Annotated in this window: 17 protein-coding genes; 7 read left to right on the top strand and 10 right to left on the bottom strand. The window is 71.1% G+C overall.

Annotated elements, in window-relative coordinates; translation table 11 throughout:
* Positions 1–8: 8 nt before the first annotated feature.
* Positions 9–1,406 carry an alpha-L-fucosidase gene (locus tag IPJ78_12060; protein MBK7907285.1) on the bottom strand — a complete coding sequence of 466 codons (1,398 nt, stop codon included), beginning with the start codon at positions 1,404–1,406 and terminating at the stop codon, positions 9–11.
* Entirely contained in the window at positions 1,403–3,979 is a 2,577-nt protein-coding gene (locus tag IPJ78_12055; protein MBK7907284.1) for a glycoside hydrolase family 3 C-terminal domain-containing protein, read from the bottom strand. The genes IPJ78_12060 and IPJ78_12055 overlap by 4 nt, the downstream gene beginning before the upstream one ends.
* A gap of 187 nt (positions 3,980–4,166) precedes the next feature.
* Between IPJ78_12055 and IPJ78_12050 the strand changes: the two genes are divergently transcribed.
* From IPJ78_12050 to IPJ78_12025, 6 genes are all read left to right on the top strand, one after another.
* The gene (locus IPJ78_12050) at positions 4,167–4,844 is read left to right on the top strand and encodes a hypothetical protein (protein MBK7907283.1); all 678 of its coding nucleotides are present in this window, start codon (positions 4,167–4,169) and stop codon (positions 4,842–4,844) included.
* A gap of 253 nt (positions 4,845–5,097) precedes the next feature.
* The gene (locus IPJ78_12045) at positions 5,098–6,042 is read left to right on the top strand and encodes a c-type cytochrome (protein ID MBK7907282.1); all 945 of its coding nucleotides are present in this window, start codon (positions 5,098–5,100) and stop codon (positions 6,040–6,042) included.
* Between the two features lie 9 nt (positions 6,043–6,051).
* Positions 6,052–7,338 (top strand): sulfite dehydrogenase, encoded by a 1,287-nt coding sequence (gene soxC / locus IPJ78_12040; protein MBK7907281.1) that lies wholly within the window; start codon positions 6,052–6,054, stop codon positions 7,336–7,338.
* Positions 7,339–7,340: 2 nt separating this feature from the next.
* Complete coding sequence (locus tag IPJ78_12035; protein ID MBK7907280.1) at positions 7,341–7,931, top strand: cytochrome c; 591 nt, start codon at positions 7,341–7,343, stop codon at positions 7,929–7,931.
* Between the two features lie 23 nt (positions 7,932–7,954).
* Positions 7,955–8,488 carry a YeeE/YedE family protein gene (locus tag IPJ78_12030; GenBank protein ID MBK7907279.1) on the top strand — a complete coding sequence of 178 codons (534 nt, stop codon included), beginning with the start codon at positions 7,955–7,957 and terminating at the stop codon, positions 8,486–8,488.
* A 2-nt stretch (positions 8,489–8,490) separates the two neighbouring features.
* Positions 8,491–9,033, top strand: coding sequence for a YeeE/YedE family protein (locus IPJ78_12025; GenBank protein MBK7907278.1), 543 nt, complete (start codon positions 8,491–8,493; stop codon positions 9,031–9,033).
* A gap of 112 nt (positions 9,034–9,145) precedes the next feature.
* Here the strand turns inward: IPJ78_12025 and IPJ78_12020 are convergent, their stop codons facing one another.
* Both IPJ78_12020 and IPJ78_12015 read right to left on the bottom strand, forming a co-directional pair.
* Positions 9,146–10,465, bottom strand: a complete 1,320-nt coding sequence (locus IPJ78_12020) for an outer membrane protein transport protein (protein ID MBK7907277.1) — start codon at positions 10,463–10,465, stop codon at positions 9,146–9,148.
* 55 nt (positions 10,466–10,520) lie between these two features.
* Positions 10,521–11,576 (bottom strand): hypothetical protein, encoded by a 1,056-nt coding sequence (locus tag IPJ78_12015; GenBank protein ID MBK7907276.1) that lies wholly within the window; start codon positions 11,574–11,576, stop codon positions 10,521–10,523.
* 127 nt (positions 11,577–11,703) lie between these two features.
* Between IPJ78_12015 and IPJ78_12010 the strand changes: the two genes are divergently transcribed.
* On the top strand, positions 11,704–12,066 hold the full coding sequence (locus IPJ78_12010) for a helix-turn-helix transcriptional regulator (GenBank protein MBK7907275.1): 363 nt from the start codon (positions 11,704–11,706) through the stop codon (positions 12,064–12,066).
* Here the strand turns inward: IPJ78_12010 and IPJ78_12005 are convergent.
* The 6 genes from IPJ78_12005 to IPJ78_11980 all read right to left on the bottom strand — a co-directional run bounded on the left by IPJ78_12005 (position 12,044) and on the right by IPJ78_11980 (position 20,554).
* On the bottom strand, positions 12,044–13,117 hold the full coding sequence (locus IPJ78_12005; GenBank protein MBK7907274.1) for an oxidoreductase: 1,074 nt from the start codon (positions 13,115–13,117) through the stop codon (positions 12,044–12,046). The two genes, IPJ78_12010 and IPJ78_12005, sit on opposite strands and share 23 nt — an antisense overlap.
* A gap of 55 nt (positions 13,118–13,172) precedes the next feature.
* Positions 13,173–15,596: an ABC transporter permease gene (locus tag IPJ78_12000; GenBank protein ID MBK7907273.1), complete on the bottom strand. Its 2,424-nt coding sequence runs from the start codon at positions 15,594–15,596 to the stop codon at positions 13,173–13,175.
* A gap of 82 nt (positions 15,597–15,678) precedes the next feature.
* Positions 15,679–16,269, bottom strand: a complete 591-nt coding sequence (locus IPJ78_11995; GenBank protein MBK7907272.1) for an N-methyl-D-aspartate receptor NMDAR2C subunit — start codon at positions 16,267–16,269, stop codon at positions 15,679–15,681.
* A gap of 46 nt (positions 16,270–16,315) precedes the next feature.
* Positions 16,316–17,578 (bottom strand): hypothetical protein, encoded by a 1,263-nt coding sequence (locus IPJ78_11990; GenBank protein ID MBK7907271.1) that lies wholly within the window; start codon positions 17,576–17,578, stop codon positions 16,316–16,318.
* A 1-nt stretch (position 17,579) separates the two neighbouring features.
* Positions 17,580–19,787: a carbohydrate binding family 9 domain-containing protein gene (locus IPJ78_11985; GenBank protein MBK7907270.1), complete on the bottom strand. Its 2,208-nt coding sequence runs from the start codon at positions 19,785–19,787 to the stop codon at positions 17,580–17,582.
* Positions 19,784–20,554 carry a dimethylargininase gene (locus tag IPJ78_11980; GenBank protein ID MBK7907269.1) on the bottom strand — a complete coding sequence of 257 codons (771 nt, stop codon included), beginning with the start codon at positions 20,552–20,554 and terminating at the stop codon, positions 19,784–19,786. The genes IPJ78_11985 and IPJ78_11980 overlap by 4 nt, the downstream gene beginning before the upstream one ends.
* Positions 20,555–20,568: the final 14 nt, after the last annotated feature.

Genomic DNA, 20,568 nt, shown 5'->3' with positions numbered 1-20,568 from the left:
CGCGGAGATCACGTTCCGGCGTAGCAGCGGAGCGAGACCGGCTCGGGGAGTTCGGTCCAGTCCTCGAGCGTGAGCCGGAACCGCGCCACCCGCTGCGGCGCGATGCGCACCAGACGCTTGTACCCGATGGTCGTGCCGCGCGCGACCTCGCGCCACCCGTCGCCGTCGTGCGCGTCGAGCCGGTACAGCGCGACGCGCTGTCCGTCGGCGACCGGTTCGGCGAGCTCCACCACGCCGACGGTCGCCGGTGCGCGCAGGACGTGCTCCTGCATGCGCATCCGCAGCGCCTCCTGGCGCGTCGTCACGCGCGCACCAGCCGCGAGATCCCGCGCGAAGAGCGCATCGAGTCGCGTGCGCATCCCGCGCAGCGCCGCGACATCGGCGTCCGCGAGCAGCCCGCGCCGGTCGGGCGGGACGTTGAGCAACAACTTCGAGTTGCGGCCCACCGACGAGAAGTAGAGCTCCACCAGGTTCTCCGGCGTCCGCACCCTCGCGTCCTCGGCCGGATGGTAGAACCAGCCGGGACGGATGGAGACATCGGTCTCGCCCGGGCGCCACACCGCGCCTTCACGGTCTCCCGACGTGAGCGAGCGCATCACGTCATCGCCGGAGACCCCGGGACGCGTGACGATGCGCGGATCGACCGTCGACCAGTTGGTCGTGCCGGCGACACCGGACTCGTTGCCGATCCAGCGGACGTCCGGCCCCGCGTCGGAGAACATCACCGCCTGCGGCTGCAACTCGCGCACGAGCGCCCAGGTGCGCGGCCAGTCGTACTCCTGCCGCTTCCCGTTGGGCCCTTCGCCGTTCGCGCCGTCGAACCAGACCTCGTCGATGCGGCCGTACTGCGTGAGCAACTCGGTGAGCTGCGCGTAGTAGACCGCGTTGTAGCGCGGCGTGTCGCCGTAGGTGGGGTGGTTGCGATCCCAAGGCGAGAGATAGAGCCCCGCGCGCAGCCCCTCCGCGCGGCAGGCGTCGACGAACTCGCGCACCACATCGCCCTGGCCGCCACGCCACGGGCTCGACGCGACCGAATGCGCGGTGGTCTTGGTGGGCCAGAGGCAGAAGCCGTCATGATGCTTCGCGGTGAGGATCATCATCCGGAAGCCGGCGGCCTTGGCGGTGCGCGCCCACTGCCGCGCGTCGAGCGCGCTCGGCGCGAAGATCCGCGGGTCCTCGGTGCCATCGCCCCACTCGCGGTCGGTGAAGGTGTTCACACCGAAGTGCAGGAAGAACGCGAGCTCGTCGCGCTGCCACTGCAGCTGGCTCGCGGTGGGCCGTGGCCGCGGGGACTGCGCGAGCCCGGTCGCGGCCGGACGTGGCGCGGTCGCGCGCGCGGCGCGCGGCAGGCCCAGCGCGGCGGCAGCGAGCGTGGACTTCAGCAGATCGCGACGATCGATGCTCATGGCAGCGTGAACTCCCCTCGGAGACGGATGTCCTTCGATGATGCACCGACCATGACGCGGAAGAGGCCGGGTTCGACCATCCAGCGCATCGACTCGTCGAGCAGGCGCAGGTGCTCGGCGGTGAGGACGAACTCCACCTCCTGCGTCGCATCGGGCTCGAGCGTGACCCGCGTGAATCCCTTCAGCGCGATCAGCGGCTGCGAGACGCTCGTGAGCACGTCGCGCAGGTAGAGCTGCACGACCTCGCTGCCGGCACGGTATCCCACGTTGCGGATGCGCGCCCGCACGCGGACACGCGCCGAATCGCCGGTGCCGGTCGCGTCGATGCGCAGGTCCTCGTACGCGAAGCGCGTGTACGTGAGTCCATGCCCGAACGGGAAGAGCGGCTGCCCGGTCAGGTCGAGATAGTCATCGCCGCGGCCCGTCGGCTTGTGGTCGTACGTGAGCGGCAGCTGGCCTTCCTCCATCGGGAAGGTGATCGGCAGGCGTCCCGACGGATCGGCGTCGCCGAAGAGCACGCTCGCGACGGCCGGTCCGCCCTGCTCGCCCGGGTACCAGGCCATGAGCACCGCTCCCACCTCCTCGAGCCAGGGCGACATCGTGACCGCGCTCCCGCCGATGATCACGACCGTCGTCGGGACGCCGGTCGCCGCGACGGCGCGGATGAGCGCCTCCTGGTGACCGGGCAGCGCGAGGCGCGCACGATCGCGGAACTCACCCTCCTCGATGCCGGCGACGATCACCGCCACATCGCTCGTGCGCGCGATCGCGACCGCCTCGGCGATCCGCGCCGCATGGTCCTGCGGTACGCCCGCGTCCCAGACGAGCTTCACGCGCGCATTGCCAGTGCTCTCGAAGTAATCGAGCCGGATGGCGTGCCGGCTACCGGGTGCGAGCGTGATGGGCACGAGCCGCGCGCCGAAGGAGCGCTTCTCCCAGGCATCGATCACCAGGTGGCCATCGATCCAGAGGCGGTAGCCGTCGTTGCCCTCCACGCCGATCCGCGTGAGCCCGCTCGCGGGCGCGATGAGGGTGCCGGTCCAGCGCACCGAGTACCAATCATATGGTATGCCCTGTCCGGGCGAACTGAGCGTCCACCCGAAGTCGACGCGCTCGTCGGTGCGGGTGATGCGCGGCGCGCCGGTGAAGGCGTTGTCGGCCCAGTACTCGCCTTGGAGCCCACGCCGCGTGGTGGTGCCATCCTGCCACTCGAGATTCGCGGACGGCACTACCATATGAGTGGGAGCGAGTCTCGTCGCGCCGCGGGCGAAGCGCACCGCGGTCTCCCGCCCGGCCCGTTCGCGGATCGCATCGAGCACCGAGACCGGCGCGATGCCGGTCCCGGAGTAGCCGCCGAAGCGCACGGTGTCGGCGTCGGACCCGATCACCGCGATCCGGCGGATGCCCTGCTCTATGGGGAGCGTGCGCGGCGTCCGCATGTCGACCGTGGCGGGCACGCCGCCGCTGCGTGCTGCGGGACCTTGCCCCGCGAGCGGCGCGTTCCGCAGGAGCACGAGCGACGCCAGCGCCGCCTCACGCGCGATGGTCCGATGCTCGGCGCTGTTGGCCCAGTACGCCGCCGACTCGGGGTGGATGCGCGCGTCGTCGAAGAGCCCGAGGGCGATCTTCTGCCGCAACACGCGCAGCACCGACGCGTCGAGCAGGCTGTCCGGGACCACGCCGTTGGTGATGGCACGGAGATACGGACGATGCTCGGGATACGACGACTGGAAGATCACGTCGAGGCCGGAGCGGAAGGCGTGCGCCGTGGCGGTCGCGGTGGACGCCTCGGTGCGCGCGAGGACCGTCGCCCCCGCCGTCGCCGCCGCGTCGGAGATGATGAACCCCGGGAATCCCCACGCGCCCTTGAGCACGTCGGTCATGAGCATGCGACTCTGGGTCGCCGGTGACCCATCGACCGTGTTGTACGCCGTCATCACGGACCGCGCGCCCGCCTGCTGCACGAGCGACCGGAAGGGCGGGAAGAGCCGTTCTTCGAGGGCGCGCGGACTCGCCTCGATGGGATACGAGTCGCGCCCGCCCTCGCCGACGTTCGCGATGAAGTGCTTGGGCGTGGTGATGATCCCCATCGTCTCGAACGCGCGCACATGCTGGCGCCCCATCACGCCGGTGAGGTGCACATCCTCGCCGAAGGTCTCCTCCGTCCGCCCCCAGCGCACGTCGGTCGCGAGGTTCACCACCGGCGAGAGCACCATGCGTATGCCGCGGCTCCGCGTCTCGCGCGCGGCGGCATCGTGCACGCGCCGCACGAGCGCCGAGTCGAACGTGGCGGCGAGGCCGATCGCCTGCGGGAAGACCGTGGCGCCTTCACGCATCAGCCCGTGCAGGGCCTCGTCGAACGGGATGATGGGGATCCGGAGGCGCGACCGTTCACGGAACCAGCGCTGGATGGAGTCGACGCGTGCGGCATGCGCGCGCGCCGCGTCCCGCGCCGGGATGCCCGGCCGCGCACCGATCTGCAGCCCGAAGATCCCGCGCGAATAGTCGTACGACGCCGAGTCGAGGTCGCCGGGGATCATGAAGAGCTGCCAGAACTTCTCCTCGCGCGACATCTCGGCGAGGAGGGCGCGGGCATCGCGACCCTGCGCCGCGAGAGGGGCGCCGGCGGCGAAGAGGACCAGGAAGAGGGCGCGGATCGTGGCAGGACGCATCGCGGGAATCTGCCCGCTGGGGGCACACCTTGCCACACCGGGGGTAGGAGGCGAGCGTATTGGTCGCCATCCACCCTTCGGAGGTATCGTGCGTCTCCCCGCTCTCATCTTCACCGCGGCACTCATGGCATCCGCCGCGGCGCCGCTCCAGGCCCAGGACGCCGATCGCTCCGTCGCCAACGGCGGCATCCGCGTCGCCGGCTGGCAGGGTCGCGTCGACCGCCGCCCCACCTCGCAGGGCAAGACCATCAATGACTCCCGCTTCGCCTCCGAGAACGGCGCCTTCCGCATCTCGGTCGGCCCGGCCGGCAACTTCTGGAACCCGGCCAACACCGCGCGCGGCGACTACGACGTGATGGCGACGTTCAAGGAGCACAAGATGGCCGCGAGCCATCCGCACTCGTACGGCATCTTCATCGGCGGCGCGGACCTCACGTCGGAGACCGAGACGCTCATGTACTGCATCGTGTACGGCAACGGCACGTACGCGATCAAGACCTTCCACGGTGCGAAGGTGACGGAGCTCGTGAAGCCGACGGCGCATGACGCGATCCACAAGGCCGATGCGAATGGCGAGTCGACCAACTCCGTCGGCTGGCGTGTGCGCGGGGGCCAGGCCTCCTGCCTGGTGAACGGACAGGTCGTGAAGACCCTCGAGCGCGCCGAGTTCGTGGCGGCGGACCGGTTGACGTCGACGGACGGCGTGTACGGGATCCGGGTGAGCCACAACCTCGAGCTGACCGTGTCGGGCTTGATGAAGCACTGAGATCGGCGGCGCTGCGGTTCGGGCGATTCCGTTCCGCATGACCAGCACGACCGGCACGACGACAGGGGCACAGGGAACACGGGGGCACATCTCCCTGAGCTCCCTGTGCCCCTGTGGTTCCAGCCGACGCCGTCGCCGCGTCCGTCGTGGTCGGCCACTCACGCCTTGCCCAACCCGGCTCCAAGTATTACCGTATCGGAGTATAGAGGATTGAACCCGCCCCGCTCTCCCCCCCGAACGAGCAGGAGCTCCTGTGCGCGCCCGTCTCCTCATTGTCCTCGCGGCCGTCACCACCGCCGCCTGCGGCCCCAAGGCCGCCGAGACCCCCGTCGTCGCCGACGCCAAGGCCGTCACCTTCGTGGAGTCCGCCTGGACACCGCTCCGCGAGGCCGACATCCCCAACGATTCCATGGGGGCCTCCATCAAGCGCGGGCTCTACCTGCTCCGCTTCAGCCCGGAGAGCCTGCCCGCCTACGCCACCGGCAGCCTCCGCTGCACGAGCTGCCACCAGGATGACGGCCTCAAGCTCACGGCGGCGCCGCTCACCGGCTCGCATGCGCGCTTCCCCAAGTACATGCCGCGCTCCGGTGCCGTCATCGCGCTCGCCGATCGCGTGAACTACTGCTTCACGCGCTCGCTCGCCGGCAATGCGCTCCCGGTCGAGAGCCGCGAGATGACCGACATCCTCGCGTACCTCGCGTTCATCTCGAAGGACATCCCGGTGGGCACCAAGATCGCCGGCGCCGACGGCCTCATCTCCGAACCCGACACGCTCGCCGGCGACGCGGCCCGCGGTGCGGCGCTCTACACCAGCAAGACCTGCATCACCTGCCACGGCGCGACGGGGGCCGGCAACGGTCCCATCCCCGCGCTCTGGGGCCCCGGCTCCTACTCGGTGGGCGCCTCCATGACGCGCCTCGAGCGTGCCGCGAGCTTCATCCGGCACAACATGCCGCAGACGGCGCCGGGGACGCTCACCGCGCAGGAAGCCTTCGACCTCTCGGCCTACATCAATTCGCAGCCGCGCCCCGACTCGCCCGGGAAGGAAGGCGACTGGCCGATGGGCGGCGCCCCCGCGGACGTCCCGTACGACACGAAGGGCCACAAGGCGTTCAATCCGCCGCCGCTCCTCCCGCGCGCGAATCCGCGGGGTGCACTCGTCCCGAATCCGCCTGTCGTCGGCCGCTCGAATCGGTAGGTTCTCCCGATGACCGACTCCCTCCCCCCAGAGGACGCGCGCACCGCGCCCCTCCCGCTCACGCGCCGCGACCTGCTCGCCGGTGCCGTGGGCACGCTCGGCGGCGCCGTGCTCGCCGGACTCCCGCTCACGCTCGACGCACAGGGCGCCACCGAGGCCGCGGCGCGCCCCGTGGTCCCCGCGGACGCGACCAAGCTGCAGGGTGGCGCAACGACGCCGCTCGGCGCACGCAGCGCCTTCGAGACGCCCACGCGCGCCCCGTACGGCGAGACCACGGGCTCCTCGCTCACGCCGTTGCAGGACCTCGCCGGCTCCATCACACCGAGCGACCTGCATTTCGAGCGGCATCACGCCGGGATCCCCGCCCTCGATCCGGCGCGGCACACGCTCACCATCCACGGACTCGTCGACAAGGCGCTGACCTTCACGCTCGACGACCTCAAGCGGTTCCCGCAGGTCGTGCGCCCCTACTTCATCGAGTGCTCGGGCAACGGCCGCGCATCGTTCCGCGATCCCAAGCCCGAGATGACCGCGCAGAAGGTCGCCGGCATGGTCAGCACCTCGGAGTGGACCGGCGTGGCGCTCTCGACGCTCTTCCGCGAGTGCGGCGTGAAGCCCGAGGCCAAGTGGTTCCTCGCCGAGGGCGGCGACGCCTGTCTCATGACGCGCTCGGTGCCGATCGAGAAGGCGTTCGATGACGCGATGATCGTGTGGGCGCAGAACGGCGAGCCGCTCCGCCCGGCGCAGGGGTACCCGATGCGCCTCCTCCTCCCCGGTTGGGAGGGGAACATCAACGTGAAGTGGATCCGTCGCCTCGAGCTCGGCACGCAGCCCTGGATGACGCGCTGGGAGACCTCGAAGTACACCGACCCGCTCCCCAACGGCACGGCGCGCCGTTTCACGTTCGAGCTCGATGCGAAGTCGATCATCACCACGCCGTCCGCCCCCGACAAGGTCACGAGCCGCGGCTGGCACGCGGTGAGCGGACTCGCCTGGAGCGGACGCGGTCGCATCACGCGCGTGGAGGTGAGTGCCGACGCCGGGAAGAACTGGCGCGACGCGGAACTCCTCGGCCGGTCGGAGCCCAAGTCGACCGTGCGCTTCCAGCACATGTGGGAGTGGAACGGCGGCGAGTCGGTGCTGCTCAGCCGGGCGACCGACGAGGCCGGCTACGTGCAGCCGACGCGGCGTGCGCTCATCGCCGAGCGCGGACTCGGCACCGACTACCATTTCAACCAGATCGTGGGTTGGAAGGTCGCCGGCGACGGCACCGTCACCTTCCACGGGGAGACCTGAGCATGCGCGCTTCGCTCCTCCTCACGCTCCTCGCGATCGCGGCCTGCGGTGGCGGCACCGCGGAGCGGTCCGCGACGACGTCCGCGGTCGACACGGGCCGACGCTACGGCATCGGTCGCCCGGCATCCGATTCGCTCGTGCGGGCGATGGACACCGACATCGGCGCCGATGGCGCCGAGCTTCCTCCCGGCAAGGGCACCGTCGCCGAGGGCGGCGTCCTCTACAAGGCGCAGTGCGCCATGTGCCACGGCCAGAATGGCGAAGGGATGGCCCCGGCCTTCCCGCAGCTCACCGGGCGCCCCGCGGCGGCCGAGGAATTCCGTTTCGCCAACGACCCCAAGCTGCCGCACACGATCGGCAACTACTGGTCGCACGCGACGACACTGTTCGACTACATCAAGCGCGCGATGCCGCACACCGCGCCCGGATCGCTCACCGACGACCAGGTCTATGCGCTCTCGGCGTACCTGCTCGCGGTGAACGACGTGATCGCCGACGATGCGACGCTCGATGCGGCGGCACTGCGCGCCGTGAAGATGCCCTACGCGGACCGTTTCGTGCCGGATGATCGCCGGCCCGGCGCCGCGCGATAGACTCCCCCAAGCAGGAGCTCCTCATGCAGTCCGACGCACCAGTCGCGATCCCCGTCGCGCCCAAGACCCCCTGGGTCTTCTACGGGGTCCTCTTCGGCATCCTCGGCGCCATCTCCATCATCGTCTGGGGACCCATCGGCGTCTCAGGCACCTACCCGCGCTTCATCGGCGCGCTCTTCCAGGTGCTCGACCCGAGCTACGCCGAGGCCAATCCGTATCTCAAGCGGATGGGGTCGCTCTTCAAGCCGGAGAGCTTCCTCGTCGTGGGCCTGCTGATCGGCGGGTTCCTCGGCGCGCGGCTCAACCGCGAGAAGGCACCCAAGTGCGAGATGGCGCATCCGGGCGAGACCACCAAGGCCAAGCGCTATCGCGATGCGTTCATCGGCGGGTTCCTGATCGTCTTCGGCGCCCGCGTGGCCGGCGGCTGCACCAGCGGCCACATCATCTCCGGCATCACCCAGCTCTCGGTGAGCGGGTTCATCTTCGCCATCGGCGTCTTCGCGACCGGCATCCTGTCGGCCAAGATGCTCTCGGGCCGCCGCGCGGCAGGAGCCTGACCATGCTCATCCCCATCCTCTCCATCCTGATCGGCGTCGGCATGGGCTTCTTCATCCAGCGCGTGAAGGCCTCGAGCCCCGCGATGATCACGAAGAACCTGCGCCTCGAGAACCTCTCGGTCATCAAGTTCATGGCGCTCACGATCGCCGTGGGCATGATCGTCACGTATGGCATCTCGACCTTCGCCCCGCAGATCCTGCACCTCGACGTGAAGCCGACCTTCGTCGTCGGCGTGCTCCTCGGCGGCCTCATCTTCGGCGTGGGCTTCGGCATCGGCGGCTACTGCCCGGGCACCTGCGTCGTCGGCATCGGCGAGGGGCGCACCGATGCGATCGCGGCGATCGGTGGCGGCGTGGTCGGCGCGCTCGTCTTCACGCTCGTCTACACGACGCTCATCGATCCGATCGTGAAGATGGCGAACTTCGGGAAGATCACCCTCGCGGACGTGCTCCACGTGAACCCGTTCGTGATGGCGCTGATCGTCGGCGCGATCTTCCTCACGGTCATCAAGCTGCTGCCGACGGACGTCAAGAAGGCCGGCTGACCCTCGCGCGCCGACCGGCGCCAGCACGTCGCACGAGCACGAAGCGCCCGGCGGATCGCTCCGCCGGGCGCTTCGACGTTCCCTGCCGGGGGTCCGGCGACCGCTCAGCGCCTCACTTCGCCGGCCGGAAGGTGAAGCCGACGAGGAGCGACGTCTCCGACATCGCGCTCTTCACCGTCGTCCCCGGCACCGCGGTCGGGCGATACATCGCGCCCTCGATCGAGTTCTCGAGCGCCTTGTAGGCCGAGATGTTGAGCTCGACGCCATTGGCGATGGCGAATCCGATGCCACCCGTCAGGTGGTGCTGCACGACGGCGGGCGCCGGGATGTTGAACATCGACTGCTCGTCGGGGATGGGATTGCCCGAGTAGTTGTATCCGCCGCGGAGCGTCAGCCGGTCGCTCGGCTTGAACTGCAGGCCGGCGGCCACGACGGCGATGTCCTCCCAGCCGAAGCCCCGCACCGACCCGTCCGCGTCGTATCCCTTCTCCTCGAAGCCCTTGGTGCTGCCGTACGTCACGTACTTCGCATCGAGGCCGAACTCGAGCCGGTCGCTCGGACGCAGGGAGACGCCCACACCGTAGATCGCGGGCACGTCCATGCGGAAGGCGACGGTGCGCGCCGTGCCGTAGTTCGGCAGGTTCGGGTTCGCGTGCGTCATGGTGAACTCGAAGTCGCTGAACATCTGCGGCGACGTGTAGGCGAGGCCGAGCGCCACGGTGGGCGTGAGCGCGTACTGCAGGCCGGCCTGGAACCCGAAGCCGAACACGGCATCGGCGGCGGCCGCGCTCGGATAGAACGACCGGTCATCGGCGGTGCCCGGCGTGAGGTCCACGCCCGGATCGTAGTCCGGCGCGGCGATCGGCATCGGATCGACGGCGAGCGACGACCAGTCGATGTTCGCGGCGAGACCGATGCTCAGCTTCTCGCCCGCCTTCCACGCGATCGCCGGCGAGATCTTCATGAGCTGGAAGTTCGAGTAGACGCTCCCGAAGCCGTTCGGCCGCGGCATGAGGATCGGGTTGGCCGGGTCCGCCGCGTAATTCACGCCGAATCCGCCGATGCCGAGCCCCGCGAGCCCGATCACGACGCCGTTGTCGAGGCGCGTGCTGAAGCCGAAGGCGGGGATGGGCGTCCAGTCCGCATCGCTCGTGGTGCTGCCGCTCATCGGGCCGAAGCTCGACGAGACGGTGCGCTCGGGCTTCATGAGCTCGAAGCCCATCTCCAGGTTGGTGCCGTCGAACGCGGCCAGGCCGGCCGGGTTGGTGAAGAAGGAGCCGAGGAGGCTCTGGTTGGAGGCGATGCCGATGCCGCCGAGCGCCGAGTTCACGGCGCCGACGCCATGGAGGAGATGCCCGTCGGTCGCGCGCGCTTCGCGCGGCACGGTGACGAGCGTGAGGGCTGCGAGGGCCAGGATCGATGGGAACCGCATGTGTCGGACCTCCTGCTGCCGGAACGGCGTGAATGGGAGGGAGCCGATGGCGCTCTCAGGGGCCACCGGGAGAGTGAGCGAGTCGCTTGAGTTCGCGCGCGAGTGCCGCGGCGAACGTCTGGTCGGGCGGGAAGTGACGATCGAACTCCGCGTCGAGGCCTCCGTCCGCGGTCGTCGCGGCGCGCGCATCGACCCGACGGATCCAGAACGCCCGATACGCCGCGGCACGCGACGGCAGGCGCACGTCGAGGAGCGCGGCGCCGCAGCGTACCGCGGCGAGACTCGCGCGCCGCGCGGCGCGCGGGTCGCGCGCATCGAGGCGCGCCGCCTGGGACGCGCGCGTCACCGCGGGAAAACAGATCTCACGCGTGAAGGCATGGAGCGGGGCCGCCGGATCGGCATCGTCGGGGAAGCTGCCGACCGCGACGAGATTGTCGCGGCGGTCCGCCGTCGCCGCGAAGATCCGCCCTTCGGGGCCGATGCCCGGCGCGATGATGAGCCGGCCGTCGTCGAGCGATTCGAGGCGGAGCCATGGCGCGAGCGCCGGGCCGAACTCGTCGTCGAACAGCCGTTGCCAGCTCGCGAGTCGCGCCGCGTCCGGCACGGCCGGGACGGCGCGCCGGAGCGCATCGGCCAGCGGCGGCAGGAGGTCGCGGCGCCTCGCGGGCGTGAACGCGCCCCGGAGCGCACCGGTGAGGAGCGTCGCGCGCGCCGACGGCGCGCCGTCACCGGCCGCGCCGAGGAGGGCGGCCGCGAGCGCGGCCCGATCGGCCGACGGATGGTAGAGCGGAACGAAGTGGAGGATCTCCCCGTCGCGAGTCCCGGCGAGGGCGAGTGCGAGCGCGCGGAGCGGCGCGGACTCGCGGGGAGCCGACGCGCGCGATGCGGTGAAGTCGAGCGCGCCGGCGCCCCCGAGCCGCAGATCCGCGAGGAGCGCGAACCAGGCGAGCGCCGCATCCGGTGCCACTACCGTCCAGCGGGGAGCGATCGATCGCGCCGTCGCGCCCGCGGAATGCTCCTGCGCGACCGCGGGCGCGGGCGCGGCGGCCGCCACGGCGCCGCAGACGATCGCCGCACCAGGGAGACGCAGGAGGAAGTCTCGGATTACCATATGCCCTATACTGCATACAATCAGGAATCCGGGCCGGCAATGGTGGAATGACCGACATCCGCAGGGGGAAACCTCCCCGGCGCCGCTACCTCGCGCCTGCTACCCCGCCCCCGCTACCTTACGAGCCATGGCCCTCAAGGTCCGCCCTTCCGTCAAGCGCGCCGCGACCCCCGAACTCCTGGCGATGATCGCCGGCCGGTTCCGCGCCCTCGCCGAACCGGCACGACTCGGCATCCTGCACGCCCTGGAGCATGGGCCGCTCACGGTCACCGAGCTCGTCGCCAAGACGGGACTCGGGCAGGGGAACCTCTCCAAGCACCTCCAGCAGCTGCACGCCGCCGGGTTCCTCTCGCGCACGCGCCGCGGGCTGTTCGTGCACTACGCCCTCGCCGACGACGACGTGCTCGCCCTCTGCGAGATCATGTGCGGGCGGCTCGAGGACGACCTCGCCTCCGCCCGCGACACGCTCACCAGCCGTCGAGGCGCGTGACGCGACCCTGCGTGCCGACCGCCCAGCCGGTGCGGCGCGAGGAGAAGCCGACCGACCAGTAGTTGAGCGTGTCGATCGCGACCCACGTCCGCCCGTCGTCGCGCGTCCACGCGCTCCCGCTCGGACCGACCGCCACCGCCGTCGGAGTCCGAGCCGCCGGGACCCAGCTCCCGCCCCACGTCCCGACCTTGAACGCCGGCGCGCTGCGCGGGACCCAGGTGTCGCCGCCGTCCTCCGTCACCGCGATGAGCGTGTCTCCCTGCCGGACCTGGTAGCCGCCGCCAAGCACCATCCCGTGGCGCGCATCGCGGAAGATGACCGACTGCGTGCCGCTCCCTTCCCGCGTGGTGATGGGGAGAGTCTCCAGCGCCCAGGTGCGTCCGAAGTCCACGGTGCGGATGAGTCGCGAGGCGGCCGGGCTGTTCATCACGATCCAGGCGCGCCCTGACCCGTGCATGGCGATGCAGGTGCCGCTCGCCGCGAAGCTCCCCTCGTTCGCCTGCGCCCGCGGCAGGCTCGACGGCGCGATGCGCGTCCAGTGCGCGCCGCCGTCGTCGGTGCGCAGCACCGCCATCTCGGTGCCGATCGCGTCCCCGATCGCGAGGCCGCGGCGCGCATCCCAGAACTCGAGGCAATCGTAGAACGCGTTCGGGTCGGGATTGGTGAACTGCCGCGTCCAGGTCGTGCCGCCGTCATCGGTTCGATAGATGCGGGACATTGCCCCATTGCCGATGCTCAGCACCCAGGCGGTGCGCGCATCGACGGCGTGGACGTCGCGGAACTGGAGCGAGTCGGCGCCCGGCACGCGCATCGCGGTCCAGTGCGCACCGCCGTCCGTCGTGCGGATCACCGTGCCGCGCGCGCCGCTCGCCCAGACGACCGAATCGTCCACCGCGTGCACGGCGATGAGCAGCTGCGTGGTGCCGCTCGACTGCGCGGTCGCCGCGACGGTGATGGGCGCGGCGGTGGCGGCGGGGCGGGAGCAGGCGACGCCGGACGCGGCCCAGAGGGCCGCGGCCAGCAGTCGCGCGGAAATCGGTCGGAGGGACATGCGGGGCCTCGAGTGGTGGCCCGGCAAACTTACTCCCTCCCGCCGCCCGACGCGGCTATTCGGCGCGCATCGCGTCCGAGGGATCGATGCGCGTCGCCCGCCGCGCCGGCAACAGGCAGGCGAGCGTGCCCGTCGCGGCGAGCGTGAGCGCCACGCCGCCGAACACGAACGGATCGTGCGGCTCGACGCCGAACAGCACCACCTGCATCAGGCTCGCCACGGACCAGGCGAGCACGAGCCCGATCGTCAGGCCGACGAAGAGCTGGCGGAACCCCTGCCCGAGCAGCAACGCGACCACGTCGCGCGCCGTCGCGCCGAGGGCCATGCGGATCCCCACCTCGCGCGTGCGGCGGCCCACGGAGAACGACATCACCGCATACAGCCCGATGCTCGCCAGGAACAGCGCGACCGCGCCGAACAGCATGAACATCGTCCCGAACACCCGCACGAACCAGAGCGGTTCGGCGACCGCCGCGTCGAGCGTCATCGGCCAGTAGATGGGGAGATCGGGATCGAGCGACGCCACGGCCTCGCGTACCGGGTCGGCGAGGACCAACGGGTCTCCGCCGGTGACACGCGCTGCGACGTACGCGAAGCTCGACGGCGCCTGCGCGAACGGGCGGAACACCACGGACGGATATCGGTCCTCCGGGTCCCCGCTGAAGACGTTCGGCACGACGCCGACGATCGTCAGCCACGGATCGGTGGTCTCCGCACCGCCGAGCCGGATCCGCGCGCCGAGCGCCGGCCGTCCCTCGAGATGCTGCTCGACGAACCGCTCCGTGACCACCGCGACCGGGAGCGCCTCGAGGCGGTCGCTCGCCTCGAACAGTCGGCCCTGCCGGAGCGGGATCTCGAGCGCGCTGAAGAAGCCGGGCGAGACCGCGCCGACATCGACGACGGGTCGATCGCGATCGGTGGCGTACTCCTTCCCCTCGACGGAGAGCCGGTTGCCGTTCAGGCCCTGCTGCGCCCCCGGGAGCCCTGACGCGATCGCGGCCGCTTGCACGCCGGGCATGCCGGCGACCCGCTCGCCGAGCTGCTCGAAGAACTGCCGCTGCCGGATGGTGTCGGTGTACGCGGCGGGGAAGCCGACGCGCGCGGTGAAGACGGAGGCCATCGTGAAGCCGGTGTCCATCGTCCGCGTGCGACTGACGCTCTTGGTCATGAGGCCCGCCGCGACGAGCAGGCCGCAGGAGAGGGCGATCTCGAACACGATGAGCGCCTTGCTGATGCGGCCGATCTGGAACGACGACGCGCCGCGCGACTCGTCCTTGAGCACCTCGGCGATGTCCGGCCGCGAGGCCTGGATGGCGGGGATGAGCCCCGAGAAGAGCGTCGCGAGGAGCGCCACGCCGATCGCGAACGCGAGCACGGGCGGGTGGAGGCCGATGGAGATGAAGAACGGCGGCTGCGTGCTCGCGATGGCGCGGTTGAAGCCGTCGATCCCGAGCTTGGCCACCACGATGCCCAGCGTGGTACCGAGCAGCGCGAGCACGAACGCCTCGGCGAGGAAGATCCGGACGATCGCGCCGCGCGACGCGCCGAGGGCGGCGCGCACACCGACCTCCTTGGACCGATGCGCTGCCCGGTCGAGCAGCAGGTTCGCGACGTTCGAACAGGCGATCAGCAGCACGAAGAAGACGGCGCCGAGCATCGTCCACAGCAGCTGCCGCGGCTCGGGTCCGATGAAGAAGTCGGTGAAGGGCGCGACGATCGCCGCGTGCCCCTTCCCCGTGGCCGGATAGGTCTCGCCGAGCCGCTGGAGGATGGTGTTGAGTTCGGTCTCGGCCTGCGTGCGCGTCACGCCCGGCTTCAGCGTACCGGCGACCTGAAGGGAGAGTCCCTCGTCGCGCCCGCCGACGAGCGGATCGGTCTGCATCGGCAGCCAGAGCTGGTCATTGTTGGGCCAGGCGAAGCCGTCGGGCATGACGCCGACCACCTCGAACGGGACGCCGTTCACGCGGATGGTCGTGCCGAGCACGCCACGGTCGCCGCCGAAGCGGGTCTGCCACATGTCGTAGCCGAGCACCGCGACCTTCGCGCCGGTGGGCGTGTCCTCTCCCGGCAGGAATTCGCGACCGAGCAGCGGGCGGACACCGGGCATCGCGAACGCCTCCACGGTCACCCACGACCCCGAGTACCGCTCGGCGCGCTCGGTGCCGCTCACGTTCATCGTGCCGCCGGTGTAGCCGCCGAATCTCTCGAACGAGGTCTGTTGCGCGGCGAGGTCGCTGAAGTCCGCGAGGTCGAACGGGGCGCGGTTGATCTCGCGCTCGGGATTCCGGAGCGCGACCGCGACGATGCGGTCGGCGTCCTCGAAGGGCAGGCCCTTCAGCATCGCGCCGTAGATGATGGAGAACATCATCGTCGTGAGGCCGATGCCGAACGTCAGCGCGATGGTGGAGACGAGGACGAGACCGGGGGACTTCCGCAGGGTGCGGAGGCCGAGCTGGATGTCGCGGGTGACCTGGGCCATGCGGCGGACCGGAGAGGGTGTGCCTCCGGTACGGTCGGCCCCAGGGGCCGGGTTTCAGCTGTGGCGAACGGACACGAACGGATCAGAGTCGCGAGAGCGACCGCGCGAGGTTCTCGCGCGCCAGCTGCTCATCGTGATCGAACGCCCCGCTCACATAGATGCGCGGACGGGCGAGGAACGCCTCCAGCACGGCGCGTCGCTTGCGCCGGAACAGCGGACCGGGGACCCATGCGTACTCCTCGCGCACCTGTCGTTCGTACTCGTCGAACCGCGCCTGCGCCGCCGCGAGGATGCCCAGATCGACGTCGACGAGCAGCGCCTCATCCGGCGTCGCCGGCGGCTCCACGTGGCGCGTGGCGAGGATGAGGGCGCGCACGCGCGCGATCGCGTCGGCGGGGACCGCGTGCGCGCGCATCGCCTCCTCGGCGAGGTCGGCGCTGCGCGCCTCGTTGTCGGCGGCGAGCGGGTCGTAGACGGCGTCGTGGTACAGCAGCGCGAGTTCGACCTCGTCGGCCCGCTCGGCGCGGGCGCGGACCGCCGCGAGGCGCGCCAGGCATTCATCCAGATGCTGGCGTGTGTGATAGCGCCGGTGCGGTTCGTCGTAGCGCGCGAGCAGCGCGATCAACGCGGCCGACCAGTCCTGTCCCATCGACTCCATTCGCGCTCCCTCCACGCAGCCTCCGATCCGGATCCGGCGATGGCGCGCCGGCGCGCGTGGCTCAGCGATGCCGTTCGTGACTCCGCCGGATGAGCGGTCGCGACACCCAGGTCCCGATCACGACGCCGATGACCGCGACGCCGACGAACAGTGCTCCCGTGTCGCCGGGGAACGCCAGCGAGGCGACGCCGAGCGTGGCGAACAGACCGGAGGCGATCAGCAGGCCACGCCGCTGCGTCCCCGGCGCGCACGCGAACCCCGCGGCGGTCGTCAGGCTCGTCAGCCCTACCGCGGCCGCTGCCCCGAGCGCGGCGCCCCACGGCGCGAGCAGTCCGGTCGCACCGAGGAGGAGCGCGACGCCGAGGGTCGCCCCCACGGCGAGCGCGCCGCGTCGCTCGTCGCCGCCGATGAGCCGGCGGCCCTCCGCCTTGGTGAGCAGGGCGAGATTGAGCAGCGGGTCCGCGAGCCAGGTGAGGAGGACGAAGCCGAAGTAGAGCCAGATGACCGGCGTGATGAACGGCGCGAGTGACGGATCGGCCTGCGCGACGCCGCGCAGCACCCGCGTGCCGAGCACGCCGCCGATCAGCACCGCCGTCTGGGTCCCTGGCGGGAGCGACTGCAGCCAGAAGAAGAACCGCAGCAGCAGCGTGTAGCCCGGGTACCGTGCCTTGAGCGCGAGGACGAGTCCCTCCTTGGCCCACGGATCGGACGGGTCGAGCGCGAGCGCATCGCGGAACTCGTGCTCCGCCTGCCGCGCCCGGCCGCGGTGCAGCAAGGTCCACGCGCGACCCGCGCGCGCCGTCGCGATGTGCGGGAAACGCTCGGCGAGCTGGTCCCACTCGGCCGGATCGAGCCGCGCCGAGCCCTTGGCGCGGGACTCGAGCGCGGCGATCCGGAGAAAGGCCGCTTCGGCGTTGTGCGGATCCTCCGCGAGCACGTACTCGGCGCGGGCGATGACCTCGTCCCATTGGCCGAGCAGCGCGCGGGCCCGCGCCTCGATCACGACCGGCTCGTGGTCGTCCGGCGCGAGCGCATGGGCGGCGCGTGCTCGGGCGATCGCCTCGGTCGGCTCACCCGCCGCGAGCGCCACCCGCGCGAGTGCCAGCAGCGGCAGGTGGTCCTCGTCGTCGAGCGCGTGCGCGAGCTCGGCCGCGCGCTGCGCGTCGGCGAATCGGCCAGCCTCGAGGAGGAGGAAGGCGCGCAGCGCGTGCAACCGCGGTTCGTCGTTCACCTCGGCCAGCACGAGGTCGAGCGCCGCGAGGGCCTCGGTGGTACGCCCGTCCTGCGCCATCTCGATGATGCCGTCGATCCCCTGGTGTTCCACGTCAGAGCCGCCGCAGGTAGGTCACTTTGAGTCGCAGGCCCCGCGCCTGCAGGCGCGAGAGTGACGTCGGGTCGCCGCGCGACTCGTTGAGCACGAGGAAGAGGTCGCTGCCCGGCTTGAAGATGTACTGGAAGCGGATGTTCGCCGAGACGTCGCGATCGAGCCCGCTGTACTGCACGAGCGCATTGAGGAACATCTGCGTCGTGAACGCCCAGCTCACGCGGGTGGAGAAGAGGTCGGCGACGAGCGCCCCCGAGGGGACGTCCACCCAGCTGCGCGTGGCGCTGAGGTTGACCCCGAGGTGCCGCCCCGCGCGAGCGGTGACACCGGTCGTGATCCGGCTGAGCGTGCCGCCGAACGTCTCGTTTCGTTCCCCGTCGACGTTGAAGGTCACCGGGAGCCCGGGGTCGCTGATCACGAAGAAGCCGGTGACGTTGTCGTCATAGTCGCCCGCGGGCACGGCCAGCGAGTCCGCGAGGTCGAACTCCTCGTCGATCCGCGTGAAGCCCTGCCGTCGGTAGACGGTGATGTTCTCGCCGCTCCGGAAGACGAGGTCGATCGCGTTGGCGAAGCGCCAGTCCTGCAGCACCGCGTCCGTGCGCGCGATGTAGTCGCCGAAGGTGAGCCAGTTCACGTTGCGCAGCCCGAGCGCGGTGGGGCGCCAGGTGACACGCGTGTTGCCGCCCGTCTGCTGGATGCCCGTGCGCGTGATGAAGCCGAGCTGCGCGTCCGCCTCGGGGTCGATCCGCAGGTGCTGCAGGTTGAAGCCGTAGCGCCCCGTGTTGGTGCTGGCCGCGAGGCGCTGGGCACCGCCGTCCCCGCCGGGACCGAAGGTGGTCGTCTGCGCCGCGAACCCTTGCAGGTTGAGCGCCTGCGTGGGCCAGAAGCTGAAGTCCACGCCGCCGACCGTGTTGTAATCGGAACCCATCCGTCGGTCGGTGAGCATCCCGCCGATGTAATTGTTGCCGCCGATGTCGCGCTTGGCGCGCAGGACGTTGTAGGTCGTGCGCCCCTGGTCGAAGGCCGAGTCGGTCATCATGGTGAGGAGACCGACGGTCTGGTCCCCCACGCGCCCGGTGAGGCGCGCGCCGCCGAGCACCGGCACGGGCCCGTCCTCGGCGATGCCGATCTGCCGCGAGAAGAACATGAGGAAGGGCGGCGGGCCGAAGAGCTCGCGCGCGCCGAACTCGAAGACGCCGGCGTTCTCGAGGAAGAACTCACGCTTCTCGGGGAAGAAGAGGGAGAAGCGCGTGAGGTTCACCTGGACGTTGTCGGCCTCGACCTGCGCGAAGTCGGTGTTGACGGTCGCGTCGAGGACGAGACCGCCCGTGACCTGCGCCTTCAGCTCGCCGCCCACGCCGCGCCGCGGCGTGTCGCCGAACGCGCCGGAGAGCGAGTCCCGTTCGGTGTCGTTGCCGAGGAGCACGTACGGCCGCAGCTCGACGTTGCCGCCCGGTTTCGGGAGCCCCTCGAGACCCTGCAGATGGCCGGCGAGCGAGACGCGGGCGAAGCCGCCGCCCGCGCGCGTCCATCCCCGCCAGAGGACCTCCTCGTTCTTCCGGCGGATCATCCGGTAGATGTTGAAGCCCCACTCCGGCTCGCCCGGTCGGTAGCGCAGCGAGCGGAAGGGGATCGCGAACTCCGCCGTCCATCCGTCGGCCGTGCGCGTCGCCGCGACGCGCCAGATGCCGCGCCAGTCGACGTTGAACTCGCGTCCCTCGTCGGTGAGCAATGCATCGAACTCGGCGCCGTTCGCGTTCGTCGCGAGCACCATCGCGTTGCGATGGTCGTGCATCCCGTCGAAGAGCAGCGCCACGGCGTCGTCGCCGGCGAACTGCGGCGTGCCGTCGAAGTCGGCGGACATGACCCTGTCGCGCTCGAGCATGCGCGCCACGACCGCCGCGGGATCGGAATCGTAGGCGTGCACCGCCACATAGAGCGTGAGTGCGTCGTACACGACGCGCACCTCGGTGCGCTCCGTCGCCGCGACGCCCTCGAGGGGTTCGCGCTGGCGCAGGTCGTCGATGGGCGTGGCGAGACGCCAGGCCGCGTCGTCGAGCCGGCCGTCGAGCGCGGGGCCAGGCGACCCGTTCGGGATCCGCGCTGCCGACAATTCCGGCGTGGTCCCCGGCGCGCCCGCAGGCCCCTGCGCAGCGAGACCGGTCCCGGCGAACAGCGCGGCGCAGACCGCGCGCAGGACCGATCTCACGCGCGCAATACCAGCGAGCAGCAGGTCACCGCGCCCTCGGCCTTCGCCAGCTCCGATGCCTCGACCGTCGTCACGTCGGCGCCGTGGGCGCGCAGGCGCGCAAGGGTGCGCGGATGGTCGGCACCGTACAGGAGCCGCTCGCCGATCCGCAGCACGTTGGCCCCCATCGGCTCCGTCGGATCCACCATGATCACCGCCGCCGGCGCGAAGGCCGCCGCGTCGACCCACGCCGGGTTCACGAGCACGGTCGTGTCATCTATCGCCGTCACCGCGGTCTTGAGGTGCAGGCAACCGGTCACGTCCACCGCGGTCACGGTGTAGCCGTGCGGCGCGAGTGCCGCCTGCATCTGGCCGATCCCCTCGTCGTTGGTGCGCCCCGTGCGCCCCACGAACACGCGGCGGCCGACCACGAGCACGTCCCCGCCATCGAGCGTCCCCGGCGCGACGATCCGCGCCAGCGGACGCAGGCCGGCCAGCGCGCCCGCCACCGCGTCGGTCTCGGCGCGCCGCGACTCTGCCCCGGGGCGCGTGATCACCGCGACCTCGTCGAACACCACCGCGGTGTCCTCGATGAAGACCGAGTCGGCGTGCTCCGGCGCGGGCTCCACCCGGCGCACGTCGCAGCCGAGCGCGCGCAGCGTCGCCTCGTACGCCTCGTGCTGCGCCTCGGCGCGCGGGACGCTGATCGGCGTCCGGTCGAGGTGCGTGAGTTCGCACTCCGCCAGGCGGGGCGAGATGGCGCGGGTGAGCGCGATCCGGGTGGTCATCAGCGGGGGGCGGC

The sequence above is a fragment of the Gemmatimonadota bacterium genome (assembly GCA_016714015.1).
Classification (GTDB): domain Bacteria; phylum Gemmatimonadota; class Gemmatimonadetes; order Gemmatimonadales; family Gemmatimonadaceae; genus Pseudogemmatithrix.
The sequence above is the reverse complement of the archived record's forward strand: the minus strand, read 5'-3'. Positions and strand labels throughout refer to the sequence as shown.